This is a genomic window from Streptomyces sp. NPDC001920 (assembly GCF_053594495.1).
The window spans coordinates 226,531-250,007 of sequence record NZ_JBSFEP010000007.1 but is presented as its reverse complement, the minus strand read 5'-3'; the positions used below and the strand labels follow the sequence as shown (position 1 = coordinate 250,007).

General features: G+C 72.4%; 20 protein-coding genes. 8 read left to right on the top strand and 12 right to left on the bottom strand.

Features of this window, described 5'->3' with window-relative positions:
• Positions 1–68: 68 nt before the first annotated feature.
• Entirely contained in the window at positions 69–578 is a 510-nt protein-coding gene (locus tag ACWCPI_RS14490; protein WP_451038429.1) for a DUF2165 domain-containing protein, read from the top strand.
• A gap of 94 nt (positions 579–672) precedes the next feature.
• Here ACWCPI_RS14490 and ACWCPI_RS14485 read toward each other — a convergent pair whose 3' ends face one another.
• From ACWCPI_RS14485 to ACWCPI_RS14470, 4 genes are all read right to left on the bottom strand, one after another.
• Positions 673–1,233: a hypothetical protein gene (locus ACWCPI_RS14485; RefSeq protein WP_451038428.1), complete on the bottom strand. Its 561-nt coding sequence runs from the start codon at positions 1,231–1,233 to the stop codon at positions 673–675.
• Between the two features lie 68 nt (positions 1,234–1,301).
• Complete coding sequence (locus ACWCPI_RS14480; RefSeq protein ID WP_451038427.1) at positions 1,302–3,914, bottom strand: bifunctional FO biosynthesis protein CofGH; 2,613 nt, start codon at positions 3,912–3,914, stop codon at positions 1,302–1,304.
• A gap of 41 nt (positions 3,915–3,955) precedes the next feature.
• The gene (locus ACWCPI_RS14475) at positions 3,956–4,147 is read right to left on the bottom strand and encodes a hypothetical protein (protein WP_451038426.1); all 192 of its coding nucleotides are present in this window, start codon (positions 4,145–4,147) and stop codon (positions 3,956–3,958) included.
• 46 nt (positions 4,148–4,193) lie between these two features.
• On the bottom strand, positions 4,194–5,045 hold the full coding sequence (locus tag ACWCPI_RS14470; protein WP_451038425.1) for an LLM class F420-dependent oxidoreductase: 852 nt from the start codon (positions 5,043–5,045) through the stop codon (positions 4,194–4,196).
• A 210-nt stretch (positions 5,046–5,255) separates the two neighbouring features.
• Between ACWCPI_RS14470 and ACWCPI_RS14465 the strand changes: the two genes are divergently transcribed.
• Complete coding sequence (locus ACWCPI_RS14465) at positions 5,256–6,779, top strand: CehA/McbA family metallohydrolase (RefSeq protein WP_451038424.1); 1,524 nt, start codon at positions 5,256–5,258, stop codon at positions 6,777–6,779.
• A 209-nt stretch (positions 6,780–6,988) separates the two neighbouring features.
• On the opposite strand, the gene ACWCPI_RS14460 is transcribed toward ACWCPI_RS14465, so the two are convergent.
• On the bottom strand, positions 6,989–7,816 hold the full coding sequence (locus tag ACWCPI_RS14460) for an endonuclease/exonuclease/phosphatase family protein (RefSeq protein ID WP_451038529.1): 828 nt from the start codon (positions 7,814–7,816) through the stop codon (positions 6,989–6,991).
• 101 nt (positions 7,817–7,917) lie between these two features.
• Between ACWCPI_RS14460 and ACWCPI_RS14455 the strand changes: the two genes are divergently transcribed.
• Complete coding sequence (locus ACWCPI_RS14455; RefSeq protein WP_451038423.1) at positions 7,918–8,316, top strand: nitroreductase/quinone reductase family protein; 399 nt, start codon at positions 7,918–7,920, stop codon at positions 8,314–8,316.
• A 40-nt stretch (positions 8,317–8,356) separates the two neighbouring features.
• Here ACWCPI_RS14455 and ACWCPI_RS14450 read toward each other — a convergent pair whose 3' ends face one another.
• From ACWCPI_RS14450 to ACWCPI_RS14425, 6 genes are all read right to left on the bottom strand, one after another.
• Positions 8,357–9,850: an aldehyde dehydrogenase family protein gene (locus tag ACWCPI_RS14450; protein WP_451038422.1), complete on the bottom strand. Its 1,494-nt coding sequence runs from the start codon at positions 9,848–9,850 to the stop codon at positions 8,357–8,359.
• Positions 9,847–11,577 carry an N-acyl-D-amino-acid deacylase family protein gene (locus tag ACWCPI_RS14445; RefSeq protein ID WP_451038421.1) on the bottom strand — a complete coding sequence of 577 codons (1,731 nt, stop codon included), beginning with the start codon at positions 11,575–11,577 and terminating at the stop codon, positions 9,847–9,849. The genes ACWCPI_RS14450 and ACWCPI_RS14445 overlap by 4 nt, the downstream gene beginning before the upstream one ends.
• An 81-nt stretch (positions 11,578–11,658) precedes the next feature.
• Positions 11,659–12,777: an LLM class flavin-dependent oxidoreductase gene (locus ACWCPI_RS14440; RefSeq protein WP_451038420.1), complete on the bottom strand. Its 1,119-nt coding sequence runs from the start codon at positions 12,775–12,777 to the stop codon at positions 11,659–11,661.
• A 95-nt stretch (positions 12,778–12,872) separates the two neighbouring features.
• Positions 12,873–13,643, bottom strand: coding sequence for an SDR family NAD(P)-dependent oxidoreductase (locus tag ACWCPI_RS14435; RefSeq protein WP_451038419.1), 771 nt, complete (start codon positions 13,641–13,643; stop codon positions 12,873–12,875).
• A 96-nt stretch (positions 13,644–13,739) separates the two neighbouring features.
• Positions 13,740–14,660 (bottom strand): LLM class F420-dependent oxidoreductase, encoded by a 921-nt coding sequence (locus tag ACWCPI_RS14430; RefSeq protein ID WP_451038418.1) that lies wholly within the window; start codon positions 14,658–14,660, stop codon positions 13,740–13,742.
• Positions 14,657–15,892: an amidohydrolase family protein gene (locus ACWCPI_RS14425; protein ID WP_451038417.1), complete on the bottom strand. Its 1,236-nt coding sequence runs from the start codon at positions 15,890–15,892 to the stop codon at positions 14,657–14,659. Before ACWCPI_RS14425 ends, ACWCPI_RS14430 begins: the two co-directional genes overlap by 4 nt.
• Before the next feature lie 184 nt (positions 15,893–16,076).
• Here ACWCPI_RS14425 and ACWCPI_RS14420 point away from each other — a divergent pair, with 184 nt between their 5' ends.
• Together ACWCPI_RS14420 and ACWCPI_RS14415 are read left to right on the top strand one after the other, a co-directional pair.
• Positions 16,077–19,040: a BTAD domain-containing putative transcriptional regulator gene (locus ACWCPI_RS14420; protein ID WP_451038416.1), complete on the top strand. Its 2,964-nt coding sequence runs from the start codon at positions 16,077–16,079 to the stop codon at positions 19,038–19,040.
• Between the two features lie 194 nt (positions 19,041–19,234).
• A complete protein-coding gene (locus tag ACWCPI_RS14415) occupies positions 19,235–19,405 on the top strand; it encodes a hypothetical protein (protein WP_388807560.1) in 171 nt (56 codons plus the stop codon).
• Between the two features lie 63 nt (positions 19,406–19,468).
• On the opposite strand, the gene ACWCPI_RS14410 is transcribed toward ACWCPI_RS14415, so the two are convergent.
• Positions 19,469–21,034 carry a FadD3 family acyl-CoA ligase gene (locus tag ACWCPI_RS14410; RefSeq protein ID WP_451038415.1) on the bottom strand — a complete coding sequence of 522 codons (1,566 nt, stop codon included), beginning with the start codon at positions 21,032–21,034 and terminating at the stop codon, positions 19,469–19,471.
• Positions 21,035–21,130: 96 nt separating this feature from the next.
• Between ACWCPI_RS14410 and ACWCPI_RS14405 the strand changes: the two genes are divergently transcribed.
• From ACWCPI_RS14405 to ACWCPI_RS14395, 3 genes are read left to right on the top strand one after another with little or no spacing between them, the layout of a single operon-like run.
• Positions 21,131–22,279, top strand: a complete 1,149-nt coding sequence (locus ACWCPI_RS14405; RefSeq protein ID WP_451038414.1) for a lipid-transfer protein — start codon at positions 21,131–21,133, stop codon at positions 22,277–22,279.
• Between the two features lie 6 nt (positions 22,280–22,285).
• A complete protein-coding gene (locus tag ACWCPI_RS14400) occupies positions 22,286–22,702 on the top strand; it encodes a Zn-ribbon domain-containing OB-fold protein (RefSeq protein WP_451038413.1) in 417 nt (138 codons plus the stop codon).
• Positions 22,699–23,469 carry an enoyl-CoA hydratase/isomerase family protein gene (locus ACWCPI_RS14395; RefSeq protein ID WP_451038412.1) on the top strand — a complete coding sequence of 257 codons (771 nt, stop codon included), beginning with the start codon at positions 22,699–22,701 and terminating at the stop codon, positions 23,467–23,469. The genes ACWCPI_RS14400 and ACWCPI_RS14395 overlap by 4 nt, the downstream gene beginning before the upstream one ends.
• The last annotated feature ends 8 nt before the right edge of the window (positions 23,470–23,477 follow it).

Sequence of the window (23,477 nt, the reverse complement as noted above, 5' to 3'; positions counted from 1 at the left end):
GTCTCCGTTGCGCCCATTCTGGCTGAATGCCTATGGGGGGTGCCGGTCCCACGGGGAAGATGACCATCATGCCTACGACACCCCCACGCACCGCCCTGCATCTGGCCGCCACCCTGCTCACCGCGAGCGTCGCGCTCTACACGGCCCTCGTCGCCTTCGGGAACATCACCGACTTCGGCACCAACCAGCAGTTCGTGCGGCATGTCCTGGCGATGGACACCACGTTCAAGGACGAGGACCTGATGTGGAGAGCCATCACCAGCAAGGGCCTCCAGGACGCGGCGTACGTCGCGATCATCGCCTGGGAGACGGTCGCCGCCCTCGTGCTCATATACGGCACCTGGCTGTGGTTCCGCCGCGACGACCCGCGCGCCCGCCGCTTTTCCACCTACGGTCTGCTGATGCTGATGCTGCTGTTCGGCGGCGGGTTCATCGCGATCGGCGGTGAGTGGTTCGCCATGTGGCAGTCCGGGGACTGGAACGGCCTGGACGCGGCGACGCGGGTGTTCCTGTTCAGCGGGCTGGTGCTGATCGTCAACCACCTGCCGTTCGGACAGGTGCGGCAGACCGACGCCTGACCCGGGTCAGTGGCGCAGGGCCCACTTCTGGAGCGACTCCAGGGGCCCTGCCGAGAACCGCCGCAGCCACAGGGTGGAGCCATGCAGCGAACTCCTACTCGACCACGACCACCGACGTACCCGTCTCGCCGAACGCCCACAACGCGTCCCCGTCGGCGGTACGCATCCGCACCCCGCCGGTCTGCTTGCCCGCGGCGGGCGGGGGCGAGGAGCCGTCGACGGCGTTGGAGAAGGCGATGGAGATGCCGGACTTCGCGGCGAAGTAGACGATGTTCTCGATCTCCACGCCGTCCGAGCCCGTGGTCGCCTCGTTGCGCGAGGACACCTGATAGGTGCCGGGGTCCGGGCTCACCGTGCCCGGCCAGACGGCGAAGGTCCGCCGGGCCGCGTCGCTCGCGTCGACCAGCCAGACGCGCTTGCGGCCGAGGGAGTAGACGATCCGGCGTCCGCTGCCCGAGTCGTCCGGGACGGCGGCGGGGGCGGCGGACTTCGACGGGGCGGGGCTCGCGCCCGGCGTCGCCGACGCGCTCGGCCGGACCGCCGCGGCCGTCGGGTGCGGCCCCTTGTCGGCCTGCACGGCGAGGACGGCGACGGCGGTTATCGCGCCCACCGTCAGACCGGTCACCCAGACCTTGGGAGCAGGCACGGCACGCATCTCCTCAGCTACGGAACCCCTCCGACGGGGGTCGGATCATCGTACCGACCCCCACGGCAGGGTCCTCCTCAGTCCAGTACCGGCAGCAGCTCCGGCAGGTGCCCGTCCGAGGCGGTCGCCGCCCGCTGCCGCTCCTGCGGCACCTCGCCGTACAGCGTGGTGCGGGGCTTCGCCGGACGGCCGGCCGCCTCGGCGACCGCCACCAGGTCGCGCACCGACTTGTAGGAGCCGTACGACGAGCCCGCCATCCGCGAGATCGTCTCCTCCATCAGCGTGCCGCCCAGGTCGTTGGCCCCGGAGCGGAGCATCTCGGCCGCACCCTCCGTGCCCAGTTTGACCCAGCTGGTCTGGATGTTGGGGATGTGCGGGTGCAGCAGGAGACGGGCCATCGCCGTCACGGCCCGGTTGTCCCGGGTCGTCGGGCCGGGGCGCGCGATGCCCGCCAGGTACACCGGCGCGTTGGTGTGGATGAACGGCAGCGTCACGAACTCGGTGAAGCCGCCCGTGCGTTGCTGGATGCCCGCCAGGGTGCGCAGGTGGCCGAGCCAGTGGCGGGGCTGGTCGACGTGGCCGTACATCATCGTCGAGCTCGACCGGATGCCGAGTTCGTGCGCGGTCGAGACCACCTCGATCCAGGTCGCCGTCGGCAGCTTGCCCTTGGTGAGGATCCAGCGGACCTCGTCGTCGAGGATCTCGGCGGCGGTCCCGGGAATCGAGTCCAGGCCCGCCTCCTTCGCCGCCGCCAGCCACTCCCTGATCGACATGCCGGTGCGGGTGGCGCCGTTGACGACCTCCATCGGCGAGAAGGCGTGGACGTGCATGCCGGGGACGCGTTCCTTCACCGCCCTCGCGATGTCGAAGTACGCCGTCCCGGGCAGGTCCGGGTGGATGCCGCCCTGCATGCAGACCTCCACCGCGCCCACGTCCCAGGCCTGCTGGGCCCGGTCGGCGACCTGGTCCAGGGACAGGGTGTAGGCGTCGGCGTCGGTGCGGCGCTGGGCGAAGGCGCAGAAGCGGCAGCCGGTGTAGCAGACGTTGGTGAAGTTGATGTTCCGCGTGACGATGTACGTGACGTCGTCGCCCACCGCCGACTTGCGGACGTCGTCCGCCACCGCGCACAGCGCGTCCAGCGCCGGGCCGTCCGCGTGCAGCAGCGCCAGCGCGTCGTCGTCGGTGAGCCGGGTCGGGTCGTCGGCGGCGACCCGCAGCGCCTGGCGCACGTCCGTGTCGATGCGCTCCGGCGCCATCCCGGGCGCCGCGGCCTCGCGCAGGGCACCCCAGTCGCCGTACACCTCGTCGAAGTCGTCGCGCCGGTCGGACGTACGGCCCTCGGTGTCGATGGTGGTGTGCAGGTCCGTACGGCCGGAGGCGACGAAGGCCTCCTCGGGCTCCTGCCACGGGTGCCCCTCGACCACCGCGTCCGCGAGGGCGAGGCCCGTCTGCGGATCCGCGAGCGCCCCCACGTGCGGGCGCAGCCTCGGGTCCAGCCAGGGCTCGCCGCGCCGCACGAACTCCGGGTAGACGCAGAGACGTTCACGCAGCTCGAAGCCGGCCGCCGCCGAGCGCCCGGCCAGCTCCTCGATCTGCGGCCAGGGACGCTCGGGGTTGACGTGGTCGATGGTCAGCGGGGAGACACCGCCCCAGTCGTCGATACCGGCCGCGATCAGCCGTTCGTACTCGCTGTCGACCAGGTTGGGCGGGGCCTGGAGGCAGGCGCTCGGGCCCATGATGTGCCGGGCCACGGCCACCGTGGCGACCAGTTCGTCCAGCTCCGCGTCCGGCATGCCGCGCATCGCGGTGTCCGGCTTGGCACGGAAGTTCTGGATGATCAGTTCCTGGATGCCGTGGTACGCCCGGGAGATCTTCCGCAGCGCGAAGAGGGAGTCCGCGCGTTCCTCGTACGTCTCGCCGATCCCGATCAGGATCCCGGAGGTGAAGGGGACGGAGGAACGGCCCGCGTCCTCCAGCACCCGCAGCCGGACGGCGGGTTCCTTGTCCGGGGAGCCGTGGTGCGGGCCGCCGGGCTCGGACCACAGGCGGGTCGCGGTCGTCTCCAGCATCATGCCCATGGACGGGGCGACGGGCTTGAGCCGCTGGAAGTCGGTCCAGCTCAGGACGCCCGGGTTGAGGTGGGGAAGCAGTCCCGTCTCCTCCAGGATGCGGATGGAGACGGCGCGCACGTAGGCGATCGTGTCGTCGTAGCCGTGCGCGTCGAGCCACTCCCTGGCCTCCGGCCACCGGTCCTCCGGCTTGTCGCCGAGCGTGATCAGGGCTTCCTTGCAGCCGAGGGCCGCGCCCTTGCGGGCGATGTCGAGGACCTCGTCCGGCGACATGAACATCCCGTGTCCGGCGCGGCGCAGCTTGCCGGGGACGGTGACGAACGTGCAGTAGTGGCACTTGTCCCGGCACAGCCGGGTGAGCGGGATGAAGACGCTCTTGGAGTAGGTGATGACGCCGGGCCGGCCGGCCGCTTCGAGGCCCGCGTCGCGCACCCGGCCGGCGGACGTCACGAGGTCGTCGAGGGCCTCGCCGCGGGCCTGCAGCAGCACGGCCGCCTCGGAGACGTCGAGGGCCACGCCGTCCCGGGCGCGCTTGAGGGCGCGACGCATGGAGTTCTCGGTCGGGCCGGTGCCGCCGGGGCGGTCGGTGGGGCCGGTTCCGGAGGTCGCGGAGGTCGTCATCCTTCGAGCATACGATCGCCCTGATCAGGCCCGGCGACCCGTCAGTGGAAGGCCAGCCACCCGATGCCCAGGGTGCAGGTGAGACCGGCGGCGGTCAGGGCGGCCGGCCGGTTGCGGTGCAGCGCGAGCCAGACCAGCATCGCGGTCACCAGCACGGCGGTCGTGCCGATCGCCCCGCGCACCAGCCCGTGGCTGTAGCCGTACTCGCCGAAGTGCCGTGCCAGCCAGGCCAACCAGAAGATGCGCAGCGTGATCTCCCCCTCGTGTTCGATTCTCCCCTCAGGGAAGATACCCGGCGCACGCGTCCAGCGCCGTCAGCACCTCCGCCTCCCCCGCCGGCGGCAACTGCACCACGACCTCCTCGATCCCCAGGTCCGCGTAGTGGGCGAGCTTGCCGGGGCTGGGATACACGGCGTACGGCACCACCTGGAGCGTCTCGGGGTCGCGTCCGGCGTCCGCCCAGACCTCCCGCAGCCGGGGAAGACTTTCGGACAGTCCGCGCCCGCCGATGGGCAGCCACCCGTCGGCGTACTCGCTGATGTGCGCGAACAGCTTCGGACCGGCGGCTCCGCCGATGAGGGTGCGCGGGCCGTTGACCTTCGGCCCGCGCGGTTTCTGCACCGGCTTGGGGTAGGCGAAACTGGCCCGTACCGCGCCGAACTCGCCGTCGTACGCGGTGGGTTCGTCCGCCCACAGCGCGCGCATCAGGGCCATCCGGTCGCGGACGAGTTCGCGGCGCGTGGCCCAGTCGACGCCGTGGTCGGCCGCTTCCTCGACGTTCCAGCCGAAGCCGAGGCCGAGCGTGAACCGCCCGCCCGACAGGTGGTCCAGGGACGCGATCTGCTTGGCCAGGCCGATCGGGTCGTGCTGGGCGACGAGCGTGATGCCGGTGCCGAGGCCGAGGCGTTCGGTGACGGCGGCGGCCTGGCCGAGCGCGACGAAGGGGTCGAGGGTACGGCCGTATTCGGGCGGCAGGTCCCCGCCGGCCGGGTAGGGGGTGGTCCGCTCGACCGGGATGTGGGTGTGCTCGGGCAGGTACAGGCCGGCGAATCCCCGCTGCTCCAGCTCACGGGCGAGCCGGGTCGGGGTGATCGTCTCGTCGGTGAGGAAGATCGTGACGGAGATACGCATGCCTGCATCTGTACCGCGCGGACGCCGCGATGTCCATACCGACTGGTCGGCACAGGATGGTTCCCGGTCCCGGTCGCCTTCCGCTCGGCTGCCGATTGTCCGCCGATTCCCTTCCCTTGCACGGCAGTTCACGGCTGAATACGAGAGTTGCACGCATCACCACTGCACCACCCACGCCATGTCACTCACGACGACCTGGGGAGCAGCAGCATGTGCGAGGACGACCACGCGGGCCTGGGAAGACGCGCGTTGTTCGTGACGGGCGCCGCCGCCGCGCTTACGTTGGGAAGCGTGACCTTCGCGTCAGGCGCCGAGAACGGCCGGGGCACGCAGACCCGCACCGTGCGGGGCACTCTGCCCCCCGGGTCCCCCGACTTCGTGTACCTGCCGGTGGAAGTACCCGCCGGCGTACGGGAGATCAAGGTCTCCTACACCTACGACAAGCCCTCCGTCCCGGCCGGGACCCCGGGCAACGCCCTGGACATCGGCATGTTCGACCAGCGCGGCACGGACCTCGGCGGCCGGGGCTTCCGCGGCTGGTCGGGCGGTGCGCGCACGGAGTTCTTCATCCGGGCGGACGACGCCACGCCGGGGTACATCCCGGGCCCGGTCCGCAAGGGCACCTGGCACATCGCGCTCGGCCCCTACACGGTCGCACCGCAGGGCCTGCCGTACGAGGTCACGATCACGTTGACGTACGGCGAGCCCGGCGAGGCGGTCGAGCCGACGTACCCGCCGGATCGGGCGAAGGGCCGGGGCCGGGCCTGGTACCGGGGCGACTGCCACCTGCACTCCTGGTACTCCGACGGGCGCCGCACACCCGCCGAGATCGCGGCGCTGGCGCGGGCGGCGGGCCTGGACTTCATCAACACCTCCGAGCACAACACGCACTCCTCGCACGCGCACTGGGCGGACGTGGCGGGCGACGACCTGCTGATCATGCTGGGCGAGGAGGTCACGACGAGGAACGGGCACGTGGTGGCGCTCGGCACCGACCCCGGGACCTTCGTCGACTGGCGCTACCGGGCCCGGGACAACCGCTTCGGCCGTTTCGCCCGGCAGATCCGGGCGGCGGGCGGCCTCGTGGTCCCGGCCCACCCGCACGCCACCTGTGTCGGCTGCAACTGGAAGTTCGGCTTCGGCGAGGCCGACGCGGTCGAGGTCTGGAACGGCCCCTACACCCCCGACGACGAGATGGCCCTGGCCGACTGGGACAGCATGCTGGTCGCGTCCGTGCGCTCGGCCACCCGCTCCTGGATCCCGGCGATGGGCAACAGCGACGCCCACCGCGACCCCGACCCGGTCGGCAGCCCGCAGACGGTCGTCCTCGCCGACGACCTCACCCGAGAGGCGATCCAGGAGGGCATCCGGGCGGGGCGGTCGTACGTGGCCGAGTCGAAGAACGTGTCCCTGGCGTTCACCGTGTCGGGCGGACGCGGTCGGCACGCGGGCATCGGCGGGCGGTTGGAGGTCGACCGGGACACCCCGGTCACGGTCCGGCTGGAGGCGTCCGGCGCCCCCCGCTGCACGGTCCGCTTCGTCACCGACCAGGGCGTGCTGTTCACGAGCGCACCGCTGCCGGTGTCGGGGGCGGGGGTCGTGGAGTGGCGTACGACGCCGTCGTACGCGGCCTACGTACGGGCGGAGCTGCGTCACGAGACGGCGGCCGGGCCGCTCCCCGGCGCGCTGGCGGCGTTCACGAACCCGATCTTCCTGGGGCACGCCCCCGGATGACCGCCCCCGCGCTCGCCGGTGGCGCCGCCGACCGGACCGCACGGCACGCGTCCCGTGCGGTCCGGGGGCCTGCCGACCGACGACGCCTGCCCGTCACCTGCCGGGGCCGCGGCTGCTCGCCGGGTTCTGTCACCGCGGCTGAAGGCCGTGTGGGCGGGTACGCCGTCCGCGCCTGCCCTCGGCCCGCCCGGGGTCCGGGCACGGCGGCGTCAGGGGGCCGGCTCGTCCGCCAGGTCGGCGACCACCGCCGCGTGGTCCGACGGCCAGACGCCGTCGACCGGGCCGTCGCCCGCGCGCCGTACGGCGCGCACACGGCCCAGCCCGCCCGCCCCGGGCGGCTCCACGTGGATGTAGTCGATCCGCGCACTCGGCTCCCGGCCGGAGGCGACGTACGGGTTGTCGCGGTCCCACGTGGCCGAGGGCGCGGCAGGATCGGCGTACTGCCAGGCGTCGAAGAAGACCTGGCCCGGCACGACCGGGGCGGTCCGGTGGCCGCCGAAGAGACGGATCTCGTCGGCGTCCGGCCGCGCGTTGAAGTCCCCGGTGACCACCGTCGGGAACGGCGTGGAGACCCGGTTCTCGGCGATGAACCCGGCGAGCGCGGTGACCTGGCGGCAGCGGACGGCCGAGCCGTGCGGGGCGGAGGTGAGATGGGCGGTGACGAAGAGGAGGTCGTGGGCGGGGGTGGCCAGGCGGGTGTGGAGGGCCAGCCGGCCGTCGTCGACGTCGGAGGGGGCCGGCAGGCGCAGCGCCCGCTGGGCCACCACCGGCCAGCGGCTCAGTACGGCGTTCCCTATGTCGACCGTGGGGTCGCCGATCCTGCGGCGCCAGCGTTCGGGAGCGGGCGAGGGGGCCCAGGCCCAGTGCATGCCGAGTTCTCCGGCCAGCCACTCCGCCTGGTTCTCACCGCCGGCGGCCCACACCTCCTGGAGGCCGACGACGTCGGGGCGCAGTTCGCGCAACGCGGCGAGAATCGCCTTCTGCCGGGCCTCCCAGGGCCCGAAGCGCCACCAGAGGTTCCAGGTCACGACCCGCATCCGCAGCCACCCGCTCTCGTCCTGCCGCGTCGGGAACCATTGAAGCAACAGTTCGACCTTCACACCGTGCCACCCGGCAGGAAACAGGAGACCCTCACACGATGTCCCGCTCGGCCGACCTCAGATTCCGCGTCGCCACCACGTTCCAGCGGCGTGTCGCCAACCCGGTGCTGCGCCGGATGCCGTTCCAGACGGTCCTGGAGACCACGGGGCGCGTCTCCGGGCTCCCCCGGCACACGCCGGTGGGCGGACGCCGGGTCGCCGACTCCTTCTGGCTGGTCTCGGAGTTCGGGCGCAGGTCGGGTTACGTCCGCAACATCGAGGCGGATCCGCGGGTGCGGGTGCGGATCCGGGGGCGGTGGTACGCGGGCACCGCCCACCTGCTGCCGGACGACGACCCGGTGGCCCGTCTGCGCCGCCTGCCCCGCCTCAACAGCGCGGCGGTACGGCTGATCGGGACGGGGCTGCTGACCGTGCGGGTGGACCTGGACAGGGACTGAGGACGCCCGCCCGTGCCGCGCCCCCGTGCTGTCCGAGGTCTCACCCCGGCCAGACGATCGACTGCAGCTCGCTGTACGCGTGCAGGGCGTACGAGCCGACGTCCCGGCCGACACCGCTCTTCTTGAAACCGCCGAACGGCGCCTCCATGTTGCGGCCGACGGTGTTGATGCCGACGCCGCCGGCCCGCAGCAGCCGGGCGACCCGGAAGGCGCGGGCGACGTCGCCGGACCAGACGTAGTCGATCAGGCCGTAGTCCGTGTCGTCGGCGAGGGCGATGCCCTCTTCCTCCTCGTCGAAGGGGATCACGCAGACGACCGGCCCGAAGATCTCCTCCCGCACCACCCGCATGTCGGGCGTGCAGTCCGCGAGGAGGGTGGGGGCCACGTAGAAACCCCGGTCGAGCGGCGGCCGCTCACCGCCGGCCACCACGACCGCGCCGTCCTTTCGGCCCGCCTCCACGTACGCCTCCACCCGGTCCCGGTGCCCGGCCGAGATCACCGGCCCGACGACCGTGGCCGGGTCGCGCGGGTCCCCGACCCGCAACCGGCCCGCGTACAGCGCCAGTTGCTCGACCAGCCGCTCGTACACACCGCGCTGGGCCAGCACCCGCGTCGGCGCGGTGCAGATCTGCCCGCTGTAGAAGGAGAAGGTGGTGCCGATCCCGGCGACCGCCGAGCCGATGTCCGCGTCGTCGAAGACGACCGCCGCGCCCTTCCCCCCGAGCTCCATCAACTGCCGTTTCATGTCCCGCCCGCACACCTCGGCGATCCGCTGCCCGACCGCCGTGGAGCCGGTGAAGCTCACCATGTCCACGTCCCCGGCCACGGCCGCCTCGCCGACCTCCACCGAGCGGCCGGAGACGACGTTCACCACCCCCGCGGGCGCCCCGGCGGCCTCCAGTGCCTCGGCCATCCGGTAGACGGACAGCGGGTCCTGCGGAGCCGGCTTCACCACGACGGTGTTGCCCATGGCGAGCGCGGGCGCGATCTTGCCCGCGGGGTTGGCCCACGGGTTGTTGTACGAGGTGATGCAGGTGACGACCCCGACGGGCCGGCGGACGGCCAGGGCGCCCAGCACACCCGCCTTCCCCTCCCCCGCTGCCTTGAGGGCGTGGGAGGTACCCCCATGCCCGGCCCCGTTGATCTGCGGCGGTATCGCCCACTCCGCGGGCTCCACGCGCGCGTACCGCCGGAACCTGGCCGCGCCGACACCGACCTGCATGCCGCGGGCCGTCGACGTGGTCGCGCCGGTCTCGGCCTGCGCGAGGTCGGCGTACGGCACGAGGTGGCCGCGGATGATGTCCGCCGCCCGCCCCAGTACGGCCGCCCGTTCCTCCGGCGCCGTACGCGACCACGGCCCGAAGGCCTCGCGGGCCGCGGCGCAGGCCGCGTGCACCTGATCCGGCGAGGCCTCCGGAGCCCATCCGACGAGGTCCTCGGTCGCCGGGTCGATCACGGGGTAACAGCCGCCGTCCGGCTCCACCCACGAACCGCCGACGAACAACCGCTGCCGCTCGACGCCCTCGGCACTCACCTCGTCGCCACCGTCCTGGTGTCGCGCCCCGAGCGCAGCACCCGCCCCGGCACGGCCCCGGTCACCACGTCGTCCCGGATCGCCTCGACCCCGTTGACCCACACGGCCCGTACCCCGATCGCCCGGGAGTCCAGCCGCGGACTGTCACCCGGCAGGTCGTGCACCAGGGTGGCCGTGCCGGCGTCGATCCGCTCCGGGTCGAAGAGCACCAGATCGGCATGGAAGCCCTCCTGGATCCGGCCGCGCTCCCGGAGCCCGAAGAGCCGGGCGGGATCGTCCGTCAGCATCTTCACGGCCTGCTCCAGGCTCGCCAGCCGCCGCCCGCGCAGACAGTCCCCGAGGAACCGGGTGGTGTACGGCGCCCCGCACATCCGGTCCAGATGCGCCCCCGCGTCCGAGCCGCCGAGCAGCACGTCCTCGTGCTGCCAGGTCTCGGCGCGCAGCGCCCAGGACGCGGGGTCGTTGTCGGTGGGCATCGGCCACAGGACCGTACGCAGGTCGTCCGCGGCGCAGATCTCGACCAGGCACTGGAAGGGTTCCTGGCCGCGCTCCTCGGCGATGTCCCGCACGATCCGCCCGCTCAGCCCGCGGTTGGCCTCGCTGTAGGTGTCGCCGATGACGTACCGCCCGAAGTGCGTCAGCCGTCTGAAGACGCCCGCCTCCTTCGAGCCCGCCCGCCGCAGCATCTCGGCCCGCACGTCGGGGTCGCGGAGCCTGGCGATGCGCTCCGGCACGGGCAGGGCCAGGATCGGGCCCCAGCCCGGGATCAGGTTGAGGGCGCAGAAGGTGCCCAGCGACATGTTCATCGGCGTGAGGATCGGCATGGTGAGGGCCACGACCCGGCCGCCCGCCTTGCGCGCCCGCTCACTCGCGAGCAGTTGCCGCGGCACTCGCTCCGGGACGGCCGCGTCGATGGTCAGCACGTTCCAGTTCAGCGGCCGCCCGGCCGCCGCGCTCAGGTCCGCCAGCAGATCGATCTCGGCGTCGCTGAACTGATCGAGACACCCCGCGACGATCGCCTCGATCTGCGTGCCCTCGTGTTCGGCGACGGCCCGCGCGAGCGCCAGCAGCTCCGCCGGTCGCGCGTGCCGGGAGGCCACCGGCTGCCCGTCGCCGTCGGAGTGGCTGGACGACTGGGTGGTGGAGAACCCCCAGGCACCGGCCTCCATGGCCTCGTGGAAGAGCCGGAGCATGGCGGCGAGCTCTTGGTCGGTGGGCTGTCCGCCGACGGCCCGCGGGCCCATCACGTACCGCCGCAGCGCGCAGTGGCCCACCATGAACCCGGCGTTGACGGCGATCCGCCCCTCCAGGGCGTCCAGATAGTCCCCGAAGGACTGCCAGCTCCAGGGCGCCCCCTCCTCCAGCGCCACCAGCGACATGCCCTCGACCCTCGACATCATGCGCCGGGTGTAGTCGGCGTCGCCGGGCCGGTCGGGGTTCAGCGGCGCGAGCGTGAACCCGCAGTTCCCGGCGGCGACGGTCGTGACGCCGTGATTGAGGGAGGGTGTGGCGTAGGGGTCCCAGAAGAGCTGGGCGTCGTAGTGGGTGTGGGGGTCGACGAAGCCGGGCGCGAGGACGAGCCCGGAGGCGTCCTCGGTGGTCCGGGCCTGTCCGGTGACGGCCCCGACGACGGCGATACGGCCGTCGCGTATGCCGACGTCGGCGGTGTACGCGGGCGCGCCGGTCCCGTCGACAACGGACGCGCCCTTGATGACGTGATCGAGCATTACGTTGCCTCCTTCAACTCCGGGCCCGCCAGCCCACCCAGGGGCGACCAGCCACAACGCACCCGCCCCCGCCGACGACGCTCAAGCACCCCTGCGGAACCGCGACGTCCGATGCACCGGATCCGTGTCGATCTTCGGAATCACGTGCTCCCCGATCAGCCGGATCGTCTGCAGCGTCTCCTCCTTCGGCACGCCCACCGGCAGCCCGAAGCTCAACTGGTCGGCGCCCGCCTGCTCCCACCGCTTGCACTGCGTGAGCACCTCGTCGGGGTCACCGCAGATCAGCAGTTCCTCCTCGATCAGCAGCTCCACGAACTCCGCGGTGTACTCCGGCAGCGTCTGCGGCCACACCGGGAAGCCCTCGGGGCGGGGGAACGTGTCGTGGTACCGGAACACCAGCGACGGCAGATAGTGCAGCCCGCCGTTGACCGCGATCTCGATCGCCTCGGCGTGCGTCGGCGCGCAGATCGCCGTCGTCGTCACCATCACGTTGTCGTTGACGAAGTCCCCGACGGGTTCGGCGTTCACGACAGCCGTCTTGTACTGCTCCAGCACCCACTCCATGTCGGAGACCTTCTGCACACTGAACCCGAGCACGCCCAGGCCCTTCCTCGCCGCCATCGCGTACGACGGGGGCGATCCGGCCGCGTACCACATCGCCGGATGCGACTTCCCGTACGGCTTGGGCAGCACCTTGCGCGGCGGCAGGGACCAGTGCTTGCCCTGGAAGCCGGCGTACTCGTCCTGGAGCCACATCTTCGGGAACTCGGCGATCGTCTCCTCCCAGATCTCCTTGGTGTGGTTCATGTCGGTGATGCCCGGCAGGAACCCGAGGATCTCGTGGGAGCCGGCGCCGCGGCCGGAGCCGAACTCGAAGCGGTTCTGCGAGAGATGGTCGAGCATGGCGACCTTCTCGGCCACCTTGACCGGGTGGTTGACCTGGGCGAGCGGGTTGAAGATCCCGGAGCCGAGGTGGATCCGCTCGGTCGCGTGCGCCAGGTAGCCGAGGAACACGTCGTTCGCGGAGAGGTGCGAGTACTCCTCCAGGAAGTGGTGCTCCGATGCCCACGCGTACTTGAAGCCGGACTTGTCCGCCTGGATGACGTACTCGGTCTCCTCCATCAGCGCCTTGTGCTCGGCGAGTGGGTCGGTCTCGGCGCGCTTGCCCACGTACCCCTGTACAAAGAGCCCGAATTCCACGGCGGGTCACCATCCCTAGTTCCTGACGAACCGTCAGATCCTTTGCCGCCCGACTGTCGCACCGCCCGCGGACACCGTCAATAGCTGACGGTCAGTCAGATGACGGACACCCCGGCCAGCCAGCCGCCGTCGATGACGAACGGCTGCCCCGTGATGTACGAGGAGTCCTCCGAGGTCAGGAACAGCGCGAGGCGCGCCACCTCCTGCGGCCGGCCGATCCGGCCGAGCGGCACGAGCTTGCGGTACAGCCCGTCCAGGGCCCTGGAGGTCTCCTCGGCGTCCGCCGCCGGGTCCAGGTGGGCGGGGTTGGACATCGCGGTGTCGATGGCGCCGGGACACACGGCGTTGACCCGGATCCCACGGGGCGCGAGCTCCAGGGCGGCGACGCGGGTGAGACCGAGGACGGCGTGCTTGGTGGCCGCGTACGCACCCACGGCCGCCATGCCCGTCACCCCCGTGTACGAGGCGGTGTTCACGATCGTGCCGCCGTCGGCCATCTCGGGCGCCACCGTTTTGACCCCGAGGAAGCAGCCGACCTGGTTGACCCGCACGACCTGCATGAACTCGTCCAGGGGCGTGTCGACGAGCGAGTTGAAGCGCAGGATGCCGGCGTTGTTGACGAGGCCGTCGACATGGCCGTACGCCGCACGCGCGGCGGTGACCGCGGCCTTCCAGTCGGCCTCACGGCCCACGTCCAGGTGGACGTAGAGCGCGCCCATCTCCTCGGCCAGCGCCGCTCCCTGTTCGTCGAGGACGTCCGCCACGACGACCTTCGCGCCCTCCGCGGCGAAGAGGCGCGCCTCCTGTTCCCCCTGCCCGCGTGCCGCCCCGGTGACGATGACGACCCGCCCGTCGAGCTTGCCCATTACGGCCCCCTTCACGCGGTGGACACGGTGGAGCCCGCATCGTAGCGCCATATCTGACGATGCGTCAGATGCTGGATGCGCGCAGCGACGGCCCGGCTACATCAGCGGTGCCACCTCCGCCCCGAACGCCTCGATCTGGTCGGTGAGTTCGGAGCGGCCGCGGCACCGGAAGCGCACCTGGACCTGGTGCACACCCATGGCACGGTAGGCCCGCAGCGACTCGGCGAGCTCCTCGCCGCCGCCGGTGAGCGTGCGGCGTCCGACGTCCCAGCCGGGGCTGCCGACGTACAGCGGCTCGGCGATGGCTCCGACGACGAACGGCGCGTCGCGGCCGGCCTGTTCGCGCAGCTGCCGGATCCGCGCGATCTGCGCCGGCAGCCGGTCACGCGGGTCCCCCTGCGGCAGCCAGCCGTCCCCCTTGAGCGCGGCCCTGCGCACGGCGGCCGGGGAGGAGCCGCCGACCCACACCGGGACGCGCTCCTGGGTGGGCCGCGGCAGCTGCCCCAGGCCCTCGAAGTCGTAGAGCTTGCCGTGGTGTTCGGGGAACTCCTCGGGCCCGAGGGCGGCCCGCAGGGCGTCGATCGTCTCGTCGAGGACGAGTCCGCGCCGCTCGAAGTCGACCCCCAGCGCCTCGAACTCCTCGCGCACATGGCCGGCCCCGACGCCGAGGATCAGCCGGCCGCCCGACAAGTGGTCGAGGGTGGCGTACTGCTTCGCGCTGAGCAGCGGATGCCGCAGTCCCACGACGGCGACGTGGCTGAGCAGCCGGACGCGCTCGGTGACCGCCGCGAGATGGGCGAGGGTGGCGACGGGGTCGTACCAGACCGTGCTCATCGCGGGCGCCAGGCGGCGCGGGACGGCGACGTGGTCGCAGCACGCGAGGTAGGCGAAGCCCGCGCGGTCGGCGGCGCGGGCGACGGCGACCAGGTCGGCGGGACCGGCCGCGGCCTCCCAGGGCTCGGCGTAGATCGTGCTCTGGGACTGGACGGGGAGCTGGATCCCGTACGACAGGCTCATCGCGAGCCCTCCCAGAGCCCGTCGTCGGTCAGCCCCAGCAGCTCGATCGCGTTGCGCCGCACGATCCGCTCGACGACCTCGGGGTCCAGGTGCCCCATCTGCGCCTCACCGACCTGGCGGGACTCGGGCCACGTGGAGTCGGAGTGCGGGTAGTCGGTCTCGTACAGGACGTTGTTCAGCCCGATCGCGTCCAGGTTGCGCAGACCGAAGGCGTCGTCGAAGAAGCAGCCGTAGACGTGGTCGGCGAACAGCTCGGACGGCGGCCGGTGCACCTTGTCGGCGACCCCGCCCCAGCCGCGGTTCTCCTCCCACACCACGTCGGCGCGCTCCAGGATGTAGGGGATCCAGCCGATCTGCCCCTCGGCGTACATGACCTTGAGGTTCGGGAAACGCTCGAACTTGCCGCTCATCAGCCAGTCGACCATCGAGAAGCAGCAGTTGGCGAAAGTGATCGTGGACCCGACCGCGGGCGGTGCGTCGGCGGAGGTGGAGGGCATCCGGCTGGAGGAGCCGATGTGCATGGCGACCACCGTGCCGGTCTCGTCGCAGGCGGCGAGGAAGGGGTCCCAGGCGTCGGTGTGGACGGAGGGCAGGCCGAGATGCGGGGGTATCTCCGAGAAGGCGACGGCACGCACACCGCGCGCCGCGTTGCGCCGGACCTCCGCCGCCGCCAGTTCGGCGTCCCAGAGCGGGATGAGAGTGAGCGGTATGAGACGGCCGTGCGCCTCGGGGCCGCACCACTCCTCCACCATCCAGTCGTTGTAGGCCCGGATGCACAGCATGCCCAGCTCGTGGTCCGCGGCCTCGGTGAAGGTCTGGCCGCAGAAGCGGGGGAAGGTCGGGAAGCACAGCGCGGACTGGACGTGGTTGACGTCCATGTCGGCGAGGCGGGCGGGCACGTCGTAGGAACCCGGGCGCATCTGCTCGTAGGTGATGACTTCGAGCTTGATCTCGTCCCTGCCGTAGCCGACGGCCGTGTCCAGGCGGGTCAAGGGCCGGTGCAGGTCCTCGTAGACCCACCAGTCGCCGATCGGGCCGTCCTCGCCCTGGCGGCCCATGACGGGCTTGAACCGGCCGCCGAGGAAGGTCATCTCCCGCAGCGGGGCACGGACCGTGCGGGGGCCGGTGTCGAGGTACTTCTTCGGCAGCCGGTCCTGCCACACGTTGGGCGGCTCCACGGTGTGGTCGTCGACGGAGATGATCAGCGGAAACGTCGTCTCGGTGTCGTCCATGGCGTTCACGGTAGCGCCGATCTGACGGACCGTCAGCTATGTCGGTCGGGGCCTCCTTGCGAAGGGCGTGTGAGGGCCCTGTGATATCCCGCGCGCCAGTGCCGGATCGGTCCCTCCCCAGCTGACGCGACTGCCGGAACAAGGCAAACTGGCGGAGATGTAAACGGGTCCTAGGGGGACTGCGATGGACGGGGTACCGCGAGTGCCGGAGCAGAGGCGTCCCGGCGCCTCGGCAGAAGCGGCGGAGCCGGTGGCGGCGCTGCGCTTCGCTGTGCTCGGCCCGGTGCGCGCGTGGCGCGGCGAGGAGCAGTTGCCCACCGGTTCCCCGCAGCAGCGCGCCCTGCTCGCGGCCCTGCTGCTGCGCGAGGGCCGTACGGCCACCGCGGCGGAGCTGATCGACGCCCTGTGGGGCGAGGAACCGCCGTCGCAGGCGCTGGCCGCGGTACGGACGTACGCCTCCCGGCTGCGCAAGGTGCTGGACCCCGGAGTCCTGGTGAGCGAGTCCGGCGGCTACGCGGTGCGGGGCCTGGCCGAGGGCGCGCTGGACCTCGCGCGGGCACAGGACCTGGCGGCGGAGGCGGAGAAGGCGCGCGGCGCCGGGGACCTGAGTCACGCCCGGGAGGTCCTGGGCCGGGCGCTGGCCCTGTGGGACGGCGAGGTGCTCGCCTCGGTCCCCGGGCCCTACGCGGAGGCGCAGCGGGTCCGCCTGGAGGAGTGGCGGCTCCAACTGCTGGAGTCCCGCCTCGACATGGACCTGGAGCAGGGCTGCCACGCGGAGGCGGTCTCGGAGCTGACGGCGCTGACGGCGGCGCATCCCCTGCGGGAGCGGCTGCGGGAGCTGCTGATGCTCGCCCTGTACCGCAGTGGGCGGCAGGCGGAGGCGCTGGCGGTGTACGCGGACACGCGCCGACTGCTGGCGGACGAGCTGGGCGTGGACCCCCGTCCGGGCCTGAAGGAGCTGCAACAGCGCATCCTGCAGGCGGACCCGGCACTGGCGGAGCCGTCGGCACCGGTGGCGGAACCGGCGGTGGTCCCGGTGCGCCCGGCACAACTGCCCGCCACGGTCCAGGACTTCACGGGGCGTGCCGCCTTCGTCGCGGAGCTGGGCGAGGTCCTCGCCTCCGCGGACGGCCGGGTGATGGCCGTGTCCGCCCTGGCCGGCATCGGCGGAGTGGGCAAGACGACGTTGGCGGTGCATGTGGCGCACCAGGCCCGCACGGCCTTCCCCGACGGTCAGCTCTACGTCGACCTCCAGGGCGCCGGCCCGCGGGCGGCGGATCCGGAGACGGTCCTGGGTTCCTTCCTGCGGGCGCTGGGCACGGCCGACTCGGCGATCCCGGACTCGCTGGAGGAGCGGGCGGCGCTGTACCGGTCGGTGCTGGACGGCCGGCGGGTGCTCGTGCTCCTGGACAACGCCAAGGACGCCGCCCAGGTGCGGCCCCTGCTGCCGGGCATGGAGGGCTGCGCGGCGCTGGTGACGTCCCGGGTGCGCATGGTGGACCTGGCGGGTGCCCATCTGGTCGACCTGGACGTGATGTCCCCGGACGAGGCGCTGTCCCTGTTCACGAAGATCGTGGGCGAGGAGCGGGTCGCCTCGGAGCGCGAGGCGGCCCTGGACGTGGTCGCGGCGTGCGGCTTCCTGCCGCTGGCGATCCGTATCGCCGCGTCCCGCCTGGCATCGCGGCGCACATGGACGGTGTCGGTGCTCGCCGCCAAGCTCGCGGACGAACGCCGCCGCCTGGACGAGCTGCAGGCCGGTGACCTCGCGGTGAAGGCGACCTTCGAGCTCGGCTACGGCGCCCTGGAGCCCGCCCAGGCCCGCGCCTTCCGGCTGCTGGGGCTGGCCGACGGCCCGGACATCTCGCTCGCCGCCGCGGCGGCTGTGCTGGACCTGCCGGTGGAGGCGGCCGAGGACCTGCTGGAGTCCCTCGTGGACACGTCGCTGCTGGAGTCGGCGGCGCCCGGCCGGTACCGGTACCACGATCTGGTCCGGCTCTACGCGCGTGCCTGCGCGGAACGGGACGAGCAGCCGCCGAGCGAGCGGGACGCGGCGCTGTCGCGGTTGCTGGACTTCTACCTGGCCACGACCGCGCAGGTGTACGCGATCGAGCGGCCCGGCGACCGGCTGGTGGACCACCTGGAGCACGGGCAGTTCCCGGGCCTGCGCTTCGGCGATCGCCACGAGGCGCAGGACTGGCTGTACTCCGAGGCGAACTGCCTGCTGGCCTGCGCGAGTCAGGCCGTGCGCACCGGCGAGCTGCGCAGGGCCGTCGACCTCCTCTGGGCGGCCAAGGACCTGGCCGAGTCCGGCGCCAACTCCCGTGACTACGAGGCAGCGGCGACGGCCGCACGCGACGCCGCTCAGGCGGCGGGCGACGCGCAGGCGGAAGGCCGGGCCCGCACGACGCTGACCGACGCCCATCTGGCGGCGGGCCGCTTCACCCAGGCCGACGAGGAAGTCGGCCGGGCGGCGACTCTGGCACGGGAGGTCAGCGATCCGGCCCTCAACAGCTGGGTGCCGAACCATCGCGGGGTGATCGCGGTCTACGGCGGCCGGCACGCCGAAGGGGCCGGTTACCTGCAGGAGGCCATCACCAGCTTCCGGTCGGACGGCAACCTGGCGGGTGAGGCCAGCGCGCTGTGCAACCTCTCCCGTGCCCACCTGGCCATGGGGCGGACCACGAGCGCGATCGAGCTCGCGCGCGAGGGCGTCAGCATCTACGACCGTCTGGGCCACACCCTGCGCGGCGCCAACGGCCGCTACGCGCTGGGGCTGGCCCTCGCGCAGGCCAGGGAGCTCACCCATGCCGTCGAACAGCTGAATGAAGCGCTTGAGGTCTTCCGGGACAGTCGCCAGCGCCTCTGGGAGGGCATGACGATCTTCCGGATCGCCGAGATACTGCTCACCGAGGGCAGGCCGGCCCAGGCCGCCACGCTCGCGGAGCAGTCACTCGCGGTGCTCCGCGGCATCGGCGGGGACTGGCGGCGGGGGAACGTGCTCACCGTCCTGGGGCGTGCCCTGTACGGCATCGGGCAGCTCGACCGTGCGCAGGCCTGCTGGCGTGAGGCCCTGTCCATCTACGAGGGCCTGGGCTCCCCGGAGGCCGCGGAGGTGCGGGGCCTGCTCCTCCCCATGGCCGCCGTGTAGCCGGCCACGGCCCGCGTTCATCGTTCGTTTATCGCCCCCCGGCATGCTGAGTGCCGTCGAACCGTCGCGTCGGGGGGCAGACGGTACGTCAAGAAGGCCCACCGTTAAGGTGAACGGCCCTGACCAGCCCGTCCGGCGGCCCTCGGGGGAGTCGCCGGGCGGGCCTCGTCACCCAGCCACAGGAGTTGAACAGCATGGCCGAAGAGAAGAAGACCGACGGCACCGTCAAGCCGCTCGGCGACACGCACATCACCGACGCCGACGCGGGCACGGTCAAGCCGCTCGGGGACACCCACATCACCGACGCCGACGCGGGCACGGTCAAGCCGCTCGGCGACACCCACATCACGAGCGACGAGGCCTGAGGACCACACCCCACGGGGATCGGCCGCGGCGGCACGGAGGGGAGCCGCCGCGGCCGAGGGGTGTCATGCGGGCGCGGCGCCTCGTCCCCGCAGCTCCCCCTTGAGCACCTTCCCGCTCGCGTTGCGCGGCAGCTCCGCCACGAACTCCACCACTCGCGGCACCTTGTAGTTGGCCATCTCCCGCCGCGCCCACGCCATCAGGTCGTCCCCGGTCAGCACCGCGCCCGGCCGGCGCACCACGAACGCCTTGCCCACCTCGCCCAGCCGCGCGTCGGGTACGCCGATCACCGCGACGTCCGCGACCGCGGGATGCAGGCCCAGGGTCTGCTCGATCTCCGCGGGGTAGGCGTTGAAGCCGCCGACGATGAACATGTCCTTGATGCGGTCGGTGATCCGCAGATTGCCCGACTCGTCCAGGACACCCACATCGCCCGTGCGCAGCCAGCCGTCCGCCGTCAGCACCTCCGCCGTCGCCGCCGGGTCCTCGTAGTAGCCCCGCATGACGTTGAAGCCCCGCACCAGCACCTCGCCGGGCTCGCCGACCGGCGCCTCGACACGGACCTGTGTGCCCGGTATCGCGCGCCCCGACGTGGACGCGACCACCGACGGGTCGTCACCGCGCCGGCACATCGTCACGATGCCGCTGGCCTCCGACAGGCCGTACGCCGTCAGCACCGTCTCCACACCCAGTTCCCCGCGCAGGCGGTCCACCAGCCGCAGGGGCACCACCGCCGCGCCGGTCACCACCAGCCGCAGCGCCGAGAGGTCGTGCGCGGCGCGGGCCGGGTGGTCCAGCAGCGACTGGTGCAGCGTGGGCGGCCCCGGCAGCACCGACACCCGTTCCGCCGCGATGTTCGCGAGTGCCGTGTCGATGTCGAACACCGGCTGGGGGATCATCGTCGCGCCCCGCATCAGGCAGGCGATCACCCCCGCCTTGTAGCCGAAGGTGTGGAAGAAGGGGTTCACGATGAGGTAGCGGTCGCCGTGGCGCAGTCCCGCCAGGTCGCTCCACACCTCGTAGGCGCGCAGGGTCTGCGCATGGGTGATCACCGCGCCCTTCGGGCGGCCCGTCGTCCCGGACGTGAAGACGATGTCCGAGGGCCAGGAGCCGGCCACGGCCGCCGCGCGCGCCCGCACCTGCGCCTGGCCCACCCCGTCCCCGCTCGCCAGGAAGTCCTTCCAGGTGCGGAAGTCCGCGGGGGCGTCGTCCGACAGCACGACCACGTGCCGCAGCTCCGGCAGCCCCGGCCCCTGAGCGACGGCCCTGCGCAGCGACGCCACGTACGAGGTGCCCAGGAAGGTGCCGGTCACGAAGAGCAGCCGGGCCCCGCTGCGGCGCAGTACGTCCGCCGCCTCCGTGCCCTTGAACCGGGTGTTCACCGGTACGAGCACCGCGCCCGCCGACACCGCGCCCAGCGCCGCCACGATCCAGTCCAGTGAGTTGGGGGCCCAGACGGCGACCCGGTCACCCGGCGCGACGCCGTTCGCGAGGCAGGCCGCCGCCGACCGTTCGACACGGGCGCCGAGTTCGCCGTACGAGATGCGGGTCCGGCCCTCCACCACCGCCTCGGTGTCCGCGTACCGCTCGGCCGCCCCGCGGACCAGCTCCGGGATGCTCTGCCACTGCACGATCGGCCTCCCCGAACTCGGTAGCTGACTGTCCGTCAGATTAACGGTAACCTGACGGTCTGTCAGCAAACTCGTCCGCGGCGCGGAGGTGTGCACATGGCCGGACTCAAGGACGCGACCGCCATCGTCGGCATAGGTCAGACGCCGTTCGCCAAGCACCTCCCGGAGGACGAGCGGACCCTCGCCTGCCGTGCCGTCCTCGCCGCCCTCGACGACGCCGGGATCGCGCCCGGCGAGGTCGACGCGCTCGCCTCGTACACCATGGAGGAGACGGACGAGGTGGAGCTGGCGAAGGCCGTCGGCTTCGGCGACCTGACCTTCTTCAGCAAGGTCGGCTACGGGGGCGGCGGTTCGTGCGCGACGGTCGCGCATCTGGCCGCCGCGATCGCCACCGGCCAGGCGACCGTGGGGGTGGCGTGGCGGTCGCGGAAACGGGGCAGCGGGCCGCGGCCCTGGCGGAACACCACCGCCCAACTGCCCACACCCGCCCAGTGGACACGGCCGTACGGGCTCCTGCGGCCCGTCGACGAGATCGCCATGCTCGCCCGCCGCTACATGCACGAGTACGGGGCGACCCGGGACCACCTCTTCAACGTCGCGCTCGCCTGCCGGAACCGGGCCAACCAGAACCCGGCCGCCGTGATGTACGAACGGCCGCTGACCCGCGAGATGTACATGACCTCCCGGTGGATCAGCGAACCCCTGTGCCTCTTCGACAACTGCCTGGAGACCGACGGGGCTCTGGCCTGCGTGGTCGTCAGCCGCGAGCGGGCCCGCGACTGCCCGCACACCCCCGTGTACGTCCACTCCGCCGCCCAGGGCCTGCCCGCCCAGCACCACGGCATGGTCAACTACTGGAGCGACGACCCGCTCACCGGCCCCGCCTGGACCGCCGCCCGGCATCTGTGGAAGCACGCCGATCTCACTCCCCAGGATGTGGACGTCGCCCAGATCTACGACGCGTTCACGGCCCTGATACCGCTGTCCCTGGAGGGCTACGGCTTCTGCGGGAGAGGGGAGGGCGGGGCGTTCACGGAAGGGGGCGCACTGGAGATCGGCGGACTGCTGCCCCTGAACACCGGGGGCGGCGGCCTCAGCGAGGCCTACGTCCACGGGTTCAACCTCGTCACCGAGGGCGTCAAACAGCTCCGCGGCACCAGCACCGCCCAGGTGCCCGGCGCCGCCACCTGCCTCGTCACCGCCGGTGAGGGCGTCCCCACCTCCGCGCTGCTCCTGAGGAGTTGATCCACGGTGCTCTCCCCCGTCACCGATCCCGACGGCGCCCCCTTCTGGCGGTACGCCGCCCAGGGCGAGCTGCGCGTCCAGACCTGCGCCGACTGCGGCGAACCCCGCTTCCCGCCCCGCCCCTGCTGCCCGCACTGCCAGTCCTTCGCCGGCGCCTGGCGCCGCACGTCCGGACAGGGCCGCGTCTGGTCGTACGTCGTCCCGCACCCTCCCCTGCTGCCCAGATACGCCGAGCGGGCGCCGTACAACGTGGTCGTCGTCGAACTCACCGACGCGCCCCGCATCCGGCTGGTCGGCAACCTGGTCACCGGCCCGGACGCGCCCCTGGACTCCCTCGCGCCGGACCGGATCCGGATCGGCGCCAAGGTCCAGGCCGTCTTCGACACCACCGGGCTGGTCCGGTGGGTCCTGGAGCGCCCGTGAGCCTGGACGTCAGCATCGACGCGGCCACGGCGGTCGCCGTCGTCACCCTCGACCGGCCCGAGCGGCTCAACGCCCTGGACCTCGCGCTGCGGGACGAACTCGTGGCTGCCTGGCGGGGGTTGCGGTTCGACGACACCGTACGGGCCGTCGTACTGACCGGAGCCGGGGAGCAGGCGTTCTGCACGGGGCTGGACCGGGACGCCGTCGTACCGCAGCCCCCTTCGCCGTACATGACGGACGATCCGCTGCTGCGGGTCGGGCCCAAGTCCAACGACCTGTGGAAACCGGTGGTCGCCGCCGTCCGGGGCATGGCCTGCGGGGGCGCCTTCTACCTGCTCGGGGAGGCGGACTTCGTCATCGCCGAGCCCGGCGCCACCTTCTTCGACCCGCACACCACCTACGGCATGGTCAGCGCCTACGAGTCGATGCTCATGGCGCTGCGCATGCCGTACGGGGAGGCCGCGCGCATGGCGCTGATGGGCAGCGCGGAGCGGCTGTCGGCGCGCCGGGCCCACGAGATCGGACTGGTCTGCGAAGTGACCGCGCCGGGCGGGGCGTTGGCGGCCGCCGTGGACTGCGCGACCGTCATCGCCGGGTATCCGGCCGCGGCCGTGCAGGGCACCGTGCGGGCGCTGTGGGCGGCCAGGGAGGCCGCCCTCGCCCAGGCGTTCGCGCAGGCGCCGCACCTGATCTCGCTGGGCAACCTGCCGGCCGAGCGGCAGGGCGAGCTGTTCCGGGCACGGCGCCGCGAGCACCGGCTGCGATGAGCCTGGTG

Coding starts and splice junctions, on each gene's coding strand:
- ACWCPI_RS14485 (WP_451038428.1), bottom strand. CDS start 1,233: ATGCGTGCCGTGCCTGCTCCCAAGGTCTGGGTGACCGGTCTGACGGTG.
- ACWCPI_RS14415 (WP_388807560.1), top strand. CDS start 19,235: ATGGCCGAAGAGAAGAAGACCGACGGCACCGTCAAGCCGCTCGGCGAC.
- ACWCPI_RS14445 (WP_451038421.1), bottom strand. CDS start 11,577: ATGCTCGATCACGTCATCAAGGGCGCGTCCGTTGTCGACGGGACCGGC.
- ACWCPI_RS14470 (WP_451038425.1), bottom strand. CDS start 5,045: ATGCGTATCTCCGTCACGATCTTCCTCACCGACGAGACGATCACCCCG.
- ACWCPI_RS14465 (WP_451038424.1), top strand. CDS start 5,256: ATGTGCGAGGACGACCACGCGGGCCTGGGAAGACGCGCGTTGTTCGTG.
- ACWCPI_RS14425 (WP_451038417.1), bottom strand. CDS start 15,892: ATGGACGACACCGAGACGACGTTTCCGCTGATCATCTCCGTCGACGAC.
- ACWCPI_RS14490 (WP_451038429.1), top strand. CDS start 69: ATGCCTACGACACCCCCACGCACCGCCCTGCATCTGGCCGCCACCCTG.
- ACWCPI_RS14455 (WP_451038423.1), top strand. CDS start 7,918: ATGTCCCGCTCGGCCGACCTCAGATTCCGCGTCGCCACCACGTTCCAG.
- ACWCPI_RS14460 (WP_451038529.1), bottom strand. CDS start 7,816: ATGCGGGTCGTGACCTGGAACCTCTGGTGGCGCTTCGGGCCCTGGGAG.
- ACWCPI_RS14405 (WP_451038414.1), top strand. CDS start 21,131: ATGGCCGGACTCAAGGACGCGACCGCCATCGTCGGCATAGGTCAGACG.
- ACWCPI_RS14420 (WP_451038416.1), top strand. CDS start 16,077: ATGGACGGGGTACCGCGAGTGCCGGAGCAGAGGCGTCCCGGCGCCTCG.
- ACWCPI_RS14480 (WP_451038427.1), bottom strand. CDS start 3,914: ATGACGACCTCCGCGACCTCCGGAACCGGCCCCACCGACCGCCCCGGC.
- ACWCPI_RS14430 (WP_451038418.1), bottom strand. CDS start 14,660: ATGAGCCTGTCGTACGGGATCCAGCTCCCCGTCCAGTCCCAGAGCACG.
- ACWCPI_RS14435 (WP_451038419.1), bottom strand. CDS start 13,643: ATGGGCAAGCTCGACGGGCGGGTCGTCATCGTCACCGGGGCGGCACGC.